This window comes from Streptomyces sp. NPDC087787 (assembly GCF_044743035.1).
Taxonomy (GTDB): Bacteria; Actinomycetota; Actinomycetes; order Streptomycetales; family Streptomycetaceae; genus Streptomyces.
Genome location: NZ_JBIUVQ010000009.1, coordinates 148,279 through 161,681 on the forward strand (window position 1 = coordinate 148,279; position 13,403 = coordinate 161,681).

At 71.7% G+C, this 13,403-nt stretch carries 13 protein-coding genes and 1 riboswitch; of the genes, 7 read left to right on the forward strand and 6 right to left on the reverse strand.

All coding sequences use genetic code 11. The features are described from left to right. The first annotated feature begins 34 nt into the window (after window positions 1–34). The 6 genes from ACIOWN_RS16725 to ACIOWN_RS16750 all read left to right on the forward strand — a co-directional run bounded on the left by ACIOWN_RS16725 (window position 35) and on the right by ACIOWN_RS16750 (window position 4,774). Window positions 35–253 (forward strand): PLD nuclease N-terminal domain-containing protein, encoded by a 219-nt coding sequence (locus tag ACIOWN_RS16725; protein ID WP_100569020.1) that lies wholly within the window; start codon window positions 35–37, stop codon window positions 251–253. Continuing rightward, a complete protein-coding gene (locus ACIOWN_RS16730; RefSeq protein ID WP_401982589.1) occupies window positions 250–1,278 on the forward strand; it encodes an ABC transporter ATP-binding protein in 1,029 nt (342 codons plus the stop codon). The genes ACIOWN_RS16725 and ACIOWN_RS16730 overlap by 4 nt, the downstream gene beginning before the upstream one ends. Further along, complete coding sequence (locus ACIOWN_RS16735) at window positions 1,275–2,042, forward strand: hypothetical protein (protein ID WP_401982591.1); 768 nt, start codon at window positions 1,275–1,277, stop codon at window positions 2,040–2,042. Before ACIOWN_RS16730 ends, ACIOWN_RS16735 begins: the two co-directional genes overlap by 4 nt. A gap of 74 nt (window positions 2,043–2,116) precedes the next feature. Beyond that, the gene (locus ACIOWN_RS16740) at window positions 2,117–3,061 is read left to right on the forward strand and encodes a MurR/RpiR family transcriptional regulator (protein WP_362345769.1); all 945 of its coding nucleotides are present in this window, start codon (window positions 2,117–2,119) and stop codon (window positions 3,059–3,061) included. Between the two features lie 95 nt (window positions 3,062–3,156). Beyond that, the gene (gene murQ, locus ACIOWN_RS16745) at window positions 3,157–4,092 is read left to right on the forward strand and encodes an N-acetylmuramic acid 6-phosphate etherase (RefSeq protein WP_401982593.1); all 936 of its coding nucleotides are present in this window, start codon (window positions 3,157–3,159) and stop codon (window positions 4,090–4,092) included. 88 nt (window positions 4,093–4,180) lie between these two features. Further along, on the forward strand, window positions 4,181–4,774 hold the full coding sequence (locus ACIOWN_RS16750) for a hypothetical protein (RefSeq protein ID WP_362345773.1): 594 nt from the start codon (window positions 4,181–4,183) through the stop codon (window positions 4,772–4,774). A gap of 16 nt (window positions 4,775–4,790) precedes the next feature. Here ACIOWN_RS16750 and ACIOWN_RS16755 read toward each other — a convergent pair whose 3' ends face one another. The 6 genes from ACIOWN_RS16755 to thrC form a co-directional block, all read right to left on the reverse strand. Continuing rightward, window positions 4,791–6,266: an MFS transporter gene (locus ACIOWN_RS16755; RefSeq protein WP_362345775.1), complete on the reverse strand. Its 1,476-nt coding sequence runs from the start codon at window positions 6,264–6,266 to the stop codon at window positions 4,791–4,793. Between the two features lie 195 nt (window positions 6,267–6,461). Continuing rightward, window positions 6,462–7,598, reverse strand: coding sequence for an NADH:flavin oxidoreductase (locus ACIOWN_RS16760; RefSeq protein WP_401982595.1), 1,137 nt, complete (start codon window positions 7,596–7,598; stop codon window positions 6,462–6,464). Between the two features lie 201 nt (window positions 7,599–7,799). Continuing rightward, complete coding sequence (gene groL / locus ACIOWN_RS16765; RefSeq protein ID WP_362345778.1) at window positions 7,800–9,422, reverse strand: chaperonin GroEL; 1,623 nt, start codon at window positions 9,420–9,422, stop codon at window positions 7,800–7,802. Between the two features lie 430 nt (window positions 9,423–9,852). After that, window positions 9,853–10,056, reverse strand: a complete 204-nt coding sequence (locus ACIOWN_RS16770) for a cold-shock protein (protein WP_004986573.1) — start codon at window positions 10,054–10,056, stop codon at window positions 9,853–9,855. A 430-nt stretch (window positions 10,057–10,486) separates the two neighbouring features. Beyond that, on the reverse strand, window positions 10,487–10,762 hold the full coding sequence (locus ACIOWN_RS16775; RefSeq protein WP_100569029.1) for a MoaD/ThiS family protein: 276 nt from the start codon (window positions 10,760–10,762) through the stop codon (window positions 10,487–10,489). Further along, entirely contained in the window at window positions 10,759–12,042 is a 1,284-nt protein-coding gene (gene thrC, locus ACIOWN_RS16780; RefSeq protein WP_401982597.1) for a threonine synthase, read from the reverse strand. Before thrC ends, ACIOWN_RS16775 begins: the two co-directional genes overlap by 4 nt. A gap of 18 nt (window positions 12,043–12,060) precedes the next feature. Further along, window positions 12,061–12,230, reverse strand: a riboswitch (SAM riboswitch). A gap of 158 nt (window positions 12,231–12,388) precedes the next feature. Here thrC and ACIOWN_RS16785 point away from each other — a divergent pair. Then, on the forward strand, window positions 12,389–13,360 hold the full coding sequence (locus tag ACIOWN_RS16785) for a glucosyl-3-phosphoglycerate synthase (RefSeq protein WP_362345781.1): 972 nt from the start codon (window positions 12,389–12,391) through the stop codon (window positions 13,358–13,360). The last annotated feature ends 43 nt before the right edge of the window (window positions 13,361–13,403 follow it).

A 13,403-nucleotide genomic window follows, 5' to 3' on the forward strand; every position in this document is an offset into this window, starting at 1 on the left:
CCCGCAGCCGGCCCGCCCACAGAAAGACCGTCTCGTGCTTGCCTCAACCCTCCATGCCTCGGACATCCCCTGGGCCGCGATCGCGCCCCTGCTGGTCGCCGAACTCGCCCTCCTCGTGTACTGCCTCGTCGACGTCGCACGGCACCGGAACACGCGTCACCTGCCCCGCTGGGCCTGGGTGCTGATCTGCCTGTGCGTGAACCCTCTTGGCCCGATCGCCTACCTGGTGGCGGGGCGGAGCGAGAACCGATGAACGGGTCGGCCGTGGTCACCGCGGGTCTGGTCCGCGACTACGGGAACGGCGCGGGGCTCCACGGCGTGGACCTGGAGGTGCCGCGCGGCGGTGTCTACGGTCTGGTGGGCCCCAACGGCGCGGGCAAGACCACGCTGCTGTCCATCGTGGCCGGTCTGCGCCGCTCCGACGCGGGCGAGATCCGGTTGTCGATCGACGCGGGACGGATCGGGGTCTGCCCCGACACCCCCGAGTTCGAACCCTGGCTCACCGCGGCCGAGGTGGTGCGCCAGTCCCGCGGTCTGGCCGCGCGTGACGGGCGCCGCCGCCGCGGTACGAAGCACGACCACGGCTCGGACGCCCCCGACCCGGTCGCGGCCGTCCTCGCCGAGGTCGGCCTGACCGAGGCGGCCGGCCGGCGCACGGGCGGCTTCTCCCGCGGGATGAAGCAACGCCTGGGCCTCGCGGTGGCGTTGGCGCTGGACCCCGAGCTGCTGATCCTCGACGAGCCGTCCAGCGCGCTCGACCCGTCCGGGCGGGCGGAGGTCCTGTCCCTGGTCGCCGGGCTCGGCCGGACCCGCACCGTGATCTTCTCCAGCCATGTCCTGGCGGACGTCCAGCGGGTCGCCGACACGGTGGGCGTGCTCGACCGGGGCAGGCTCCTGTTCCAGGGGCCGGTACGCGATCTGATCGACCGGTTCCTCCAGCCGGCCTGGGAGGTGCGGCTGCGCGGGGGCGGCGAGCAGCGGCTGGCCGAACTGCTGCGGCGGCAGGACTGGGTCACCTCGGTGGCGGTGAACTCCGACGGGTCCGTGCGCGTCGAGGCGGCGAGCACGGCGGTCGGCGAGCGTCGGCTGCCCAGGGCGATCGCCGAGGCGGACGCCGCTCTGATCAGCCTGCACCCGGTCGACGCCGACCTGGAGGCCGCGTTCCTCGCCCTGACCGGCGGACGGCAGGGACGGGACGCGGAGCACGAGCAGGGCGTGCGGGACGTGCAGGACATGAAGGACGACCAGCGGGACGCGGATCGGACGGGTGCGGCGTGAACGAGCTTTCGCTGTGGCGGGTGGAGTGGCTCCGGCTGCTGCGCACCAAGAGACTGATCGCACTGCTGGGCGTCTTCGTGCTCTTCGGGTTCGCCGGGCCGCTGCTCGCCCGGTACTCCGGGGAGCTGCTGAACCACGCCGGAAGCTCGGGCCAACGGGTGAAGATCGTCTTTCCGCCCCCGGTCCCGGCGGACGGTGTGGTCCAGTACGTGAGCAACGCGCTCGGGATCGGCCTCATCGTGACCGTCGTCGTGGCGGCGTACGCGTGCTCGATCGACGCCGGGACCGCCCTGTCGGTCTTCTACCGCACGCGCGCCCGGCGCTTCGGCGACCTGCTGGTGCCGAGGTTCGCGGTCAGCGCCGTCGGGGCCGTGGGCGGCTATCTGGCCGGGCTGCTCGCCGCCTGGTACGAGACGGCCGTCCTGCTGGGCGATCCCGGTACGGCGGCCATGGGAAGGACGGCGCTCGCCGGTTCGGTGTACCTGGTGTTCGCCGTGGCGGTCACGGCACTGGCCGCGACACTGGCGCGCAGCACGCTCGGCACCGTCGGGTACGCGCTGCTCGTGCTGTTCACGCTCCCGCTGCTCGGGGCGGTGCCGCACATGTCGCGCTGGCTCCCGACCGAGCTGACGCGGGCGCCGGACGCGTTCCTGCGGCACACGGCGACCGACGAGGCGCAACGGGCCCTGGCCGTCGCCGTGGTGCTGGCGCTCGGCTGCCTGGCGGCGGCGATCCTGCGCGGCGCGCGCAAGGAGGTGCGTTGACGCCCGCGCCCGGCCTTCGGGGCCTCTGCGCGCGGCCTTGACCCCGCGACCGTACGGAAAATACCTTTCATCGTGTGACCCAGGACGTGAAGGAAATTTTCGCAGGCGTGGGCGCCCCGGGCCTCACGCCCCCCGCCCCCGCCGCCCTCGCGGCCAAGGTGCGCACGCTCGCGCCCTCGATGACCCGCTCCATGCAGCGGGTCGCCGAGGCCGTCGCCGGCGACCCGGCCGGCTGCGCGGCCCTCACGGTCACCGGCCTCGCCGAACTCACCGGCACCAGCGAGGCGACCGTCGTCCGCACCGCCCGTCTGCTGGGCTATCCGGGTTACCGGGACTTGCGCCTGGCCCTCGCGGGCCTGGCCGCCCAGCAGCAGTCGGGGCGCGCGCCCGCCATCACGACCGACATCGCGGTGGACGACCCCATCGCCGACGTCGTCGCCAAGCTCGCCTACGACGAGCAGCAGACCCTGGCCGACACCGCCGCAGGGCTCGACACCATCCAGCTCGGCGCGGCCGTCACCGCGCTGGCCGCCGCCCGCCGCACCGACGTCTACGGCATCGGCGCCTCCGGACTCGTCGCCCAGGACCTCACCCAGAAGCTGCTGCGCATAGGGCTGGTCGCCCACGCGCACAGCGACCCGCACCTCGCCGTCACCAACGCGGTGCAACTGCGCGCGGGGGACGTGGCGATCGCCATCACCCACTCGGGTTCGACCGGGGACGTGATCGAACCGCTGCGGGTGGCCTTCGAGCGCGGCGCGACCACCGTCGCCATCACCGGCCGGCCCACCGCGCCCGTCACTCAGTACGCCGACCACGTCCTGACCACCTCCACGGCCCGCGAGAGCGAGCTGCGCCCGGCGGCGATGTCCTCCCGGACCAGCCAACTGCTCGTGGTGGACTGCCTGTTCGTCGGGGTGGCACAGCGGACGTACGAGACGGCGGCACCCGCGCTCGCCGCGTCCTACGAGGCGCTCGCCCACCGGCACAGCCCGCGGGGCGGGACCCACCGCTCGTAGCGTTCGCCGCGCTCGCGACGCTCGCAGCCGAGAACCGAACCAGCCCGGATCCGCACGGTCAGCCGTACCGCATCGCACGAGAGAGCCGCCCCCTCATGACCTCCACGCCCCACTACCGCGAGCTGCGCTCCGAGTTGGAGTCACTGACGACCGAGGCGTTCCGCCCCGAGCTGGCGGAGATCGACCGGCTGCCGACGCTGGAGATCGCCCGGCTGATGAACGCCGAGGACGCCACCGTGCCCACCGCCGTGGCCGAGCGGCTGCCGCAGATCGCCGCCGCGATCGACGCCGTGGCCGAGCGGATGGCGCGCGGCGGCCGGCTGGTCTACGCCGGCGCGGGCACCGCCGGACGGCTGGGGGTCCTGGACGCCTCGGAGTGCCCACCGACCTTCAACACCCGCCCCTCCCAGGTCGTCGGGGTGATCGCGGGCGGCCCGCAGGCCATGGTGACCTCGGTCGAGGGCGCGGAGGACTCCAAGGAGCTGGCGGCAGAAGCGCTCGACACCCTCGGCCTCACGCCGGACGACACGGTGGTGGGCGTCTCCGCCTCCGGCCGTACCCCCTACGCCATCGGCGCGGTGGAGCACGCCCGCGCCCTGGGCGCCCTGACCGTCGGCCTGTCCTGCAACGCGAACAGCGCGCTGGCGGCCGCCGCCGAGCACGGCATCGAGGTCGTCGTCGGCCCCGAGCTGCTGACCGGCTCCACCCGTCTGAAGGCCGGCACGGCGCAGAAGCTGGTCCTCAACATGCTCTCGACGATCACGATGATCCGGCTGGGCAAGACCTACGGAAACCTGATGGTCGACGTGCGGGCCTCCAACGACAAGCTCCGCGCCCGCTCCCGGCGCATCGTCGCCCTGGCCACGGGCGCGCCGGACGACGAGATCGAACGGGCCCTCGCGGCCGCGGACGGCGAGGTGAAGACCGCCGTCCTCGTCCTCCTCGCCGGCCTCGACGGCCCCACGGCGACCCGCCTCCTGGAGCAGTCCGACGGCCATCTGCGCGCGGCACTGGAGCGGGCGAGGGACTGAGGCCTGCGGGCCCGTGACCGGCGGCGGGAGCGAACGGGCGGGCCGGGGGCTCCCCCACCGGCCGGGGCGTCCTACGCTGGAGGACACCATGAACCACGCCCAGCTCACCGCCCTCGGGCGGGCACTGCGTCTGCTCGGCGAGCACGGCGAGGCGCTCTCCGCGGAGACGCCCGACGCCAGGCTCCACGAGGTGAAGGCGGACCTCCGGCGCGCTCTCGACCTGCTGGACGAGACCGTCACGACGGCCGCGCCCGCCACCCGCTGCCCCGAGCATCCGAACGGGCCCGTCGACGAGAGCGCGCCCGACCTGTGTCTGCTGTGCGAGACCCGGCGCCGGGCCGCCCGCCGCTCCGAGGTCGACGGGGCGTACGCCTCGTACGCGCGCCGCGCCGCCGGGCCCGCCGCCTCCGCCCCGTCCCGCTACGGCGTCCGCGAGGACCGGCCGCAGCCCCAGCAGCGGTGGCTGCCGGAGCTGTGGAACGGGCGGGAGTGGCAGTTGTGCGGGACTCCGCGCCGGGACCGGCGCGAGGCCGAGCTGTTCATCGCCGCCCAGCTCCGGGCCCCGCGCGCCGCCCCCGCCTACCGGCTCGTGCACGAGTTCACGGACTACGAGGTGGTGCGGATCTGGGGCCATCCGGCGCGGGCCGACATCGAGCCCATGGGCAACCCGGGCAACCCGTAGGGCGTGGGGCCGGCGCCTACGGCACCTTCGCCCCGGCGGGCGCGGGCTCACCGGCCGCCGTCGGCTCCCCCGGCGCCGCGGGGCGCGGGCGCGGGATGAAGGACGCGACCAGGAAGCCGAGCAGGGCGGCGCCGCCGCCGATGGCGAGGACCGTGCGGAAGCCGTCCTCGGAGGGCAGCTGGTAGGGCCCGAAGGCGGTGGTCATGTGGGACAGGACCACGCCCGCGACCGCGCTGGCGACCGACGTGCCGATCGAGCGCATCAGGGTGTTGAGGCTGTTCGCCGCACCCGTCTCGGAGGCGGGGACGGCGCTCATGATGAGCGCGGGCATCGAGCCGTAGGTGAAGCCGATGCCGGCGCCGATCACGCAGGACGTCAGGACGAAGTGCCAGACCTCGCTCATCAGGGCGATGTTGAGGCCGTAGCCGGCGGCCACGATCAGCGCGCCGATCATCAGCGTCACCTTGGGGCCCCTGGTCCGCGAGACGATCGCCGACACCGGGGCGACGGCCATCATGACCAGGCCGGAGGGCGCCATGACCAGGCCGGACGCCAGCAGCGACCTGCCGAGGCCGTAGCCGGTCTGCTCGGGCAGTTGCAGCAGCTGCGGGATGACCAGGGACATCGAGAACATCGCGAAGCCGATGGCCACCGAGGCGAGGTTGGTCACCAGCACCTGGCGGCGGGCCGTGGTGCGCAGGTCCACCAGGGGTTCCTCGACGCGCAGTTCGAACAGGCCCCAGACGACCAGGACCACGGCCGCCGCCGCGAACAGGCCCAGGGTCGTGCCGCTGCCCCAGCCCCAGTCGGCGCCCTTGGAGATCGCCAGCAGCAGGCAGACCAGGCCCACCGCCATACCGATGGCGCCGGGAAGGTCGAAGCGGCCGCCGGTGCGCACCGCCGACTCGGGCACGAGGCCCAGCACCAGTGCCGCCGCCACGACGCCCAGGCCGGCCGAGACCCAGAACAGCATGTGCCAGTTGAGGTTCTCGGCGATCAGCGCGGCGGCGGGCAGTCCGAGGGCGCCGCCGACACCGAGCGAGGCGCTGATCATCGCGGTCGCCGAACCGAGCCGCTCGGCGGGCAGTTCGTCGCGCATGATGCTGATGCCGAGCGGGATGACGCCGGAGGCGAGGCCTTGCAGGGCCCGGCCGACGATCATCGGCGTCAGGGAGTCGCTCAGCGCGGCCGTGACCGAGCCGGCCACCAGCATGGCCAGGCTCAGCAGGAGCATGCGGCGCTTGCCGTACATGTCGCCGAGGCGGCCCGTGACCGGGGTGGCCACGGCCGCGGCGAGCAGCGTGGCGGTGACGGCCCATACGGTGTCCGACGCCGAGGCGTGCAGGAGCTGGGGCAGCTCGGGAATGATCGGGATCACCAGGGTCTGCATCAGCGAGACCACGATGCCGCCGAAGGCGAGTACGGCCACGACGGCGTTGGGCCGGGGCGCGGATTGCCCGGCCGCGGCGGGCCGGGCGAGTGCGTCGGACATGAAGGAAGGTCTCCGTCGGAGAGCAGGTGTACTTGACTCAGGCAACCTTAATTGGACTTGATTGACTTAAGCAAGTGAATATCCCGCCGGGAAGGCCCCCGGGGCAGAGTCCGGACGGGCCGCCGGGCCGAAGAGACACAGGAGAAGGGGCGGCGCCCGCCCTGAGGCAGCCGCCGCCCCGCGACTCGTGTCAGCTCAACTCAGCGTCTCCAGCGCCGCCGCGTCGTACGGCTTCAGCTCGTCGAAGCGGCCGCCGAGGACCTTCGCCGCCCACTCGGGGTCCTGGAGCAGCGCGCGGCCCACGGCCACCAGGTCGAACTCGTCGCGCTCCAGCCGGTCCAGCAGGTTGTCGAGGCTGCCGACCTCCGCGCCCTCACCCTGGAACGCCTTGACGAAGTCGCCGTCCAGACCCACCGAGCCGACGGTGATGGCCTGCTTGCCCGTCAGCTTCTTGGTCCAGCCCGCGAGGTTGAGGTCCGAGCCCTCGAACTCCGGCATCCAGTGGCGGCGCGTGGAGGCGTGGAAGACGTCCACCCCGGCCGCGGCGAGCGGCGACAGGATCGCCTCCAGCTCCTCGGGCGTCTCGGCCAGACGGGCGTCGTAGGCTCCCGACTTCCACTGGGAGTACCGGAAGAGGACCGGGAAGCCGGGCGAGACGGACGCGCGTACCGCCGCCACGAGCTCCGCCGCGAACCTCGTACGGGCCACCGCGTCGCCGCCGTAGGCGTCGGTGCGGCGGTTGGTGCCCGCCCAGAGGAACTGGTCGAGCAGGTAGCCGTGGGCGCCGTGCAGTTCCACGCCGTCGAAGCCGATGCGCTCCGCGGTGGCGGCCGCCTCGGCGAACGCGCCGATGACGTCGTCCAGGTCGGTCCGCGTCATCGCCCTGCCGGTCACCTCGGACTCGCCGATGCGCAGCCCGGAGGGGCCCACGGCGGGCGCCTCGGGGAACGGCTGCTGGCCCGGCTTGCGCACCATGCCGATGTGCCAGAGCTGGGGCACGATCGTGCCGCCCGCCGCGTGCACGGCCTCGGCGACCTTCGCCCAGCCCGCGAGCTGCTCCTCGCCGTGGAACCGCGGCACGCGGTCGCTCTGCCCGGCCGAGTCGTGCCCCACGTAGGTGCCCTCGGTGACGATCAGGCCGACACCCGCGGCGGCACGGCGGGCGTAGTACGACAGCACGTCCTCGCCGGGGACGCCGCCCGGCGAGAACATCCGGGTCATCGGCGCCATCACGATCCGGTTGGGGACGGTGAGGCCGTTCAGCGTGACGGGGCGGGAGAGGATCTCGGCCGCGCGGGACGCGGACCCGGATTCGGAAGCGGTGACGGTCACGGTGGGGGGCTCCTCGAAATCGTGGTCGGTACCGGCCGGCACGCACGCGCGCCTGGCCGGGCACCGGCGTCAACTGCCCCACCGGCCACGGCATTCCACTGATCCACTCCTGTGACCCGGAACACGCCCGAGGGCGGCACCCCCTGTCTCCAGGGAGTGCCGCCCTCGGTACGTGAAGGACGGATCCGATCCTTTGAGGGATCAGAAGTCCATGTCACCGCCCGGCATGCCGCCGCCGGCCGGCGCGGCGGCCTTCTCCGGCTTGTCGGCGATGACGGCCTCGGTGGTGAGGAACAGCGCGGCGATGGAGGCGGCGTTCTGCAGCGCGGAACGGGTCACCTTCGCCGGGTCGATGATGCCCTCGGCGACCAGGTCGACGTACTCACCGGTCGCGGCGTTCAGGCCGTGGCCCGGGGTGAGGTTGCGGACCTTCTCCACCACGACGCCGCCCTCGAGGCCGGCGTTGACGGCGATCTGCTTGAGCGGGGCCTCCAGGGCGAGCTTCACGGCCTGTGCGCCGGTCGCCTCGTCACCCTCGAGCTCCAGCTTGTCGAAGACGCTGGTGGTCTGGAGCAGGGCCACGCCACCACCGGCGACGATGCCCTCCTCGACGGCCGCCTTGGCGTTGCGCACGGCGTCCTCGATGCGGTGCTTGCGCTCCTTGAGCTCCACCTCGGTGGCGGCACCGGCCTTGATGACCGCGACACCGCCGGCGAGCTTCGCCAGGCGCTCCTGGAGCTTCTCGCGGTCGTAGTCCGAGTCGCTGTTCTCGATCTCGGCGCGGATCTGGTTCACGCGGCCCGCGACCTGGTCGGTCGAGCCGGCACCGTCGACGATGGTGGTCTCGTCCTTGGTGATGACGACCTTGCGGGCGCGGCCCAGGAGGTCCAGGGTCGCGTTCTCCAGCTTGAGGCCGACCTCCTCGGAGATGACCTCGCCGCCCGTGAGGATGGCGATGTCGCCGAGCATGGCCTTGCGGCGGTCGCCGAAGCCCGGGGCCTTGACGGCGACGGACTTGAAGGTGCCGCGGATCTTGTTGACGACCAGGGTCGACAGGGCCTCACCCTCGACGTCCTCGGCGATGATCAGCAGCGGCTTGCCCGACTGCATGACCTTCTCCAGGAGCGGGAGCAGGTCCTTGACCGAGGAGATCTTGGAGTTGGCGATGAGGATGTACGGGTCCTCGAGCGACGCCTCCATGCGCTCCATGTCGGTCGCGAAGTAGGCGGAGATGTAACCCTTGTCGAAGCGCATGCCCTCGGTGAGCTCGAGCTCGAGCCCGAAGGTCTGCGACTCCTCGACGGTGATGACGCCTTCCTTGCCGACCTTGTCCATGGCCTCGGCGATGAGCTCGCCGATCTGGGTGTCGGCGGCGGAGATGGAGGCGGTGGAGGCGATCTGCTCCTTGGTCTCGACCTCCTTGGCCTGGTCGAGCAGGGCGGCGGAGACGGCCTCGACGGCGCGCTCGATACCGCGCTTCAGGGCCATCGGGTTGGCACCGGCGGCGACGTTGCGCAGGCCTTCCTTGACCAGGGCCTGGGCGAGCACGGTCGCGGTGGTCGTACCGTCACCGGCGACGTCGTCCGTCTTCTTGGCGACTTCCTTGACCAGCTCGGCGCCGATCTTCTCGTACGGGTCCTCGAGCTCGATCTCCTTGGCGATGGAGACACCGTCGTTGGTGATCGTGGGGGCACCCCACTTCTTCTCGAGGACGACGTTGCGGCCCTTGGGGCCGAGGGTCACCTTGACGGCGTCCGCGAGCTGGTTCATGCCGCGCTCGAGGCCTCGCCGCGCCTCCTCGTCGAACGCGATGATCTTGGCCATGTGAAGTGGTCCCTCCAGGACTGGGGGTGATTCCTTCGGACCGCGCCCGCGCCCGCGACGGACGGCCCCGGCCTGAGGTGGTTCCTTGCCCCACCTGGCCCGTGGCCTCACCGACCCGGTCCTTCGTTGTCACTCTCACCTTCAGAGTGCTAACGCCAATGATTAGCACTCGACCCCTCCGAGTGCAAGGTGCGCCCGCGAAGCGGGCTCGATGAGGGGTGGCGGTCGGGTGACGGGTGGGCGCAAGCGCCTTCGGGGTGGTCGGCGGGGAGTCAGCCGCGCGCGAACACCGGCGGCCGGCCCCGGCGAGGGAGCCGCGCACGAGGCCGGCACACCCGGGCGGGGCGCGGGCACGGCGAAGGGCCCGCACCCCGGCAGCGGAGGTGCGGGCCCTTCCGAAGAAGAACGTCGCTTGCGGTGGTCGCGCGATTCAGGCCGTGACGCGGACCATGTCGGCCTGCGGACCCTTCTGGCCCTGCGAGATCTCGAACTCGACCCGCTGGCCCTCTTCCAGCGTGCGGTAGCCGTCCATCTGGATCGCGCTGTAGTGGACGAAGACGTCCGCACCACCGTCGACCGCGATGAAGCCGTACCCCTTCTCCGCGTTGAACCACTTGACGGTGCCCTGAGCCATGCCTAACTCCCCTATTACTGGCCCTTGCACAGATCCGCACTTCGCGGACCCGGGTCAGACCTCACCCCCCGTGAATCGGGGGCGTGCGCCGGAACGCGTCGACCGCGGCCGAATGTATCTGCCCAACTGCCCTCTGCAACAGGTCAATCGGACGAGAAATCTGGACGCACACGGTCCGGAATATAGGAAGAATTCACGCGAATTCAGGGCAATTCGGGCCCCACGAACAAGGCAAATACCACAAAAGGCTCGCAGACTTTGGCTACTTCTTACCGGGCCCACGGCAGGATTCCATGGCCCCGGATTCCGAGTTCGGGGGCGCGTTCCCCAACTCTACCGCGTTCAATCACACAGAATTGCCCCCTCCGTATCTCTCACGGAAGGGGCAACTCGATGAACTCTGCGTGACCGGAATTACCGAAGGTAATGATCAGCCGCCGGCGACCGCGGGGATGATCGAGACGCCCGCGCCGTCCGGAGTGGCCGTCTGAAGGCCCTGCTCGAACCGGACGTCGTCGTCGTTGACGTACACGTTGACGAAGCGGCGCAGCTTGCCCTGGTCGTCCAGGACCCGGGCCGCGATGCCCGTGTGGTTCTTCTCCAGGTCAGAGATGACGTCGGACAGGGTCGCGCCCTCGGCGCTCACCTCGGCCCGCCCGCCGGTGTAGGTGCGCAGGATGGTGGGGATGCGGACGGTCACGCTCATGCCAGGCCAGCCTCTCGGAAGGAGTCCAGGGTCGGACGGATCGTCGCGGTCAGGCCGGTGCCGGCCACCGCGTCCAGGGTCTTCAGCCCGTCGCCGGTGTTGAGGACGACGGTGGTCTTCGTCGGGTCGAGGACGCCGTTCTCGACCAGCTTCTTCGTCACGCCGACCGTCACACCGCCCGCGGTCTCCGCGAAGATGCCCTCGGTCCGCGCCAGCAGCCTGATCGCGTCGACGACCTGCTCGTCGGTCACGTCCTCCACCGCGCCTCCGGTGCGGCGCGCGATGTCCAGGACGTACGGGCCGTCGGCCGGGTTGCCGATGGCCAGGGACTTGGCGATGGTGTCCGGCTTCTGCGGCCGCACGACGTCGTGGCCGGCCTTGAAGGCGGTGGACACCGGAGAGCAGCCCTCGGCCTGGGCGCCGAAGATCTTGTACGGCCGGTCCTCGACCAGTCCGAGTTCGATCAGCTCCCGCAGGCCCTTGTCGACCTTGGTGAGCTGGGAGCCCGAGGCGATCGGCACGACGATCTGGTCCGGCAGCCGCCAGCCGAGCTGCTCGCAGATCTCGTACGCCAGCGTCTTGGAGCCCTCGGCGTAGTACGGCCGCAGGTTGACGTTGACGAAGCCCCAGCCCTCGCCGGCCGGATCGCCGATCAGCTCGGAGCAGAAGCGGTTCACGTCGTCGTAGTTGCCCTCGATGCCGACGAGTTCGCCGCCGTAGATCGCGGCCATCACGACCTTGCCCTGCTCCAGGTCGTGCGGGATGAACACGCAGGAGCGCAGTCCGGCACGGGCGGCCGCGGCGCCGACGGCACCGGCCAGGTTGCCGGTCGAGGAGCAGGAGAGCGTGGTGAAGCCGAAGGCGCGGGCCGCCTCCAGCGCCTGGGCGACCACGCGGTCCTTGAAGGAGTGCGTCGGGTTGCCGGAGTCGTCCTTCACGTACAGCCCGCCGGTCACGCCCAGTTCACCGGCGAGGCGGTCGGCCTGGACGAGCTTGGTCCAGCCCGGGTTCAGGTTCGGCTTGCCGGCGACGTCCGCGGGGACGGGCAGCAGCGGCGCGTAGCGCCAGATGTTCGCGGGGCCCGCTTCGATCCGCTTGCGCAGCTCCTCGGTGTCGTAGGCCGAGAAGTCGTAGGCGATCTCCAGCGGGCCGAAACACTCCTCGCAGGCGAAGACCGGGCCGAGAGGGACGCGGTGACCGCACTCGCGACAGCTCAGTGCCGCGGCGGGGCCGAGGTCCACGGTGGAATCGGTGCTGCTTGCAACGGTCTGCACAGCCATGTGAGGCGAGGCCCTTTCTCCTCATCTTCCTCACGACGCATCTCGCCGTGAGACGGATTTGGCACCTTCCCTAGCCGGGAGCCTCGCGAGGACGATCGGCTGTGCGCGCACAGCGGTCGATACGAGAACCGGCTGGAGGGTTGCCGGGGCTTCATCGGGCCGTGTCCCTCTGCCCCTCTGGATGAGCTGTATTCGGTTGTGAGGCGGAGTCGACCCCCGGCATGGGATGGTCGTCCGCGTTGTTCAAGACTGTAACGGAAGGCCAGGACGGCGGAGACGGTCGTCCGAACCGCGAGACGACACCGCGAGACGACAGTCGCGGGACGACAGTGAGGAGCCGCTGACCGTGCTGGAAGAAGTCGAGCGCTGGCTGGCCACCCGCTCCTGGTCCGTCGCCGACCGGCCGCTGCACCAGATCCTGGCGGCCAAGCAGCGCACCGGTCAGTCGGTCTCCGTGGTGCTGCCCGCGCTGAACGAGGAGGCGACGGTCGGCGACATCGTCGCGGTGATCCGCCGCGACCTGGTGGAGCGGGCGCCGCTCGTCGACGAGATCGTCGTCGTCGACTCGGGCTCCACCGACCGCACCTTCGAGGTGGCCGCCGCCGCGGGCGCCCGGGTGGTGCGCCGCGACGAGATCCTGCCGCGCCTGCCCGCGGTGCCGGGCAAGGGCGAGGTGCTGTGGCGCTCCCTGCTCGTCACCCGCGGGGACGTCATCTGCTTCGTCGACGCCGATCTGCGGGAGTTCTCCTCCGACTTCGTCACCGGCATCGTGGGCCCGCTGCTCACCGAACGCGACGTCGACCTGGTCAAGGCGATGTACGACCGCCCCTTCACCGTGCCCGGCCGGGACGCCTCCGCCTCGGCCGCCGCCAGGCAGGGCGGACGGGTCACCGAGCTGATGGCGCGCCCGCTGCTCAACATGCACTGGCCGCAGCTCGCCGGCTTCGTGCAGCCGCTCGGCGGCGAGTACGCGGCCCGCCGCTCACTCCTCGAACAGCTGCCCTTCCCGGTCGGCTACGGCGTCGAGCTGGGCATGCTGGTCGACGCGCTGCACCTGGTGGGCCTGGACGCGCTCGCGCAGGTCGACGTCGGGGTGCGCAGGCACCGGCACCAGGACGGGCAGGCGCTCGGCAGGATGGCCGCCGCGATCTACCGCACCGCCCAGCTCCGCCTGGCCCGCGGCCATCTCGTGCGCCCCAGGCTCACCCAGTTCGAGCGCGGCGAGAACGGCTTCGAGCCGCGGACGCACCCCGTGGACACCGAGGAGCGTCCGCCGATGGCCGAGGTCGCGGAGTACGCGGCCCGGCAGGTGGCGTGAAACAACGGCCTCGCCCGCTTTCCGGCGGCTACGAAGCGGAACC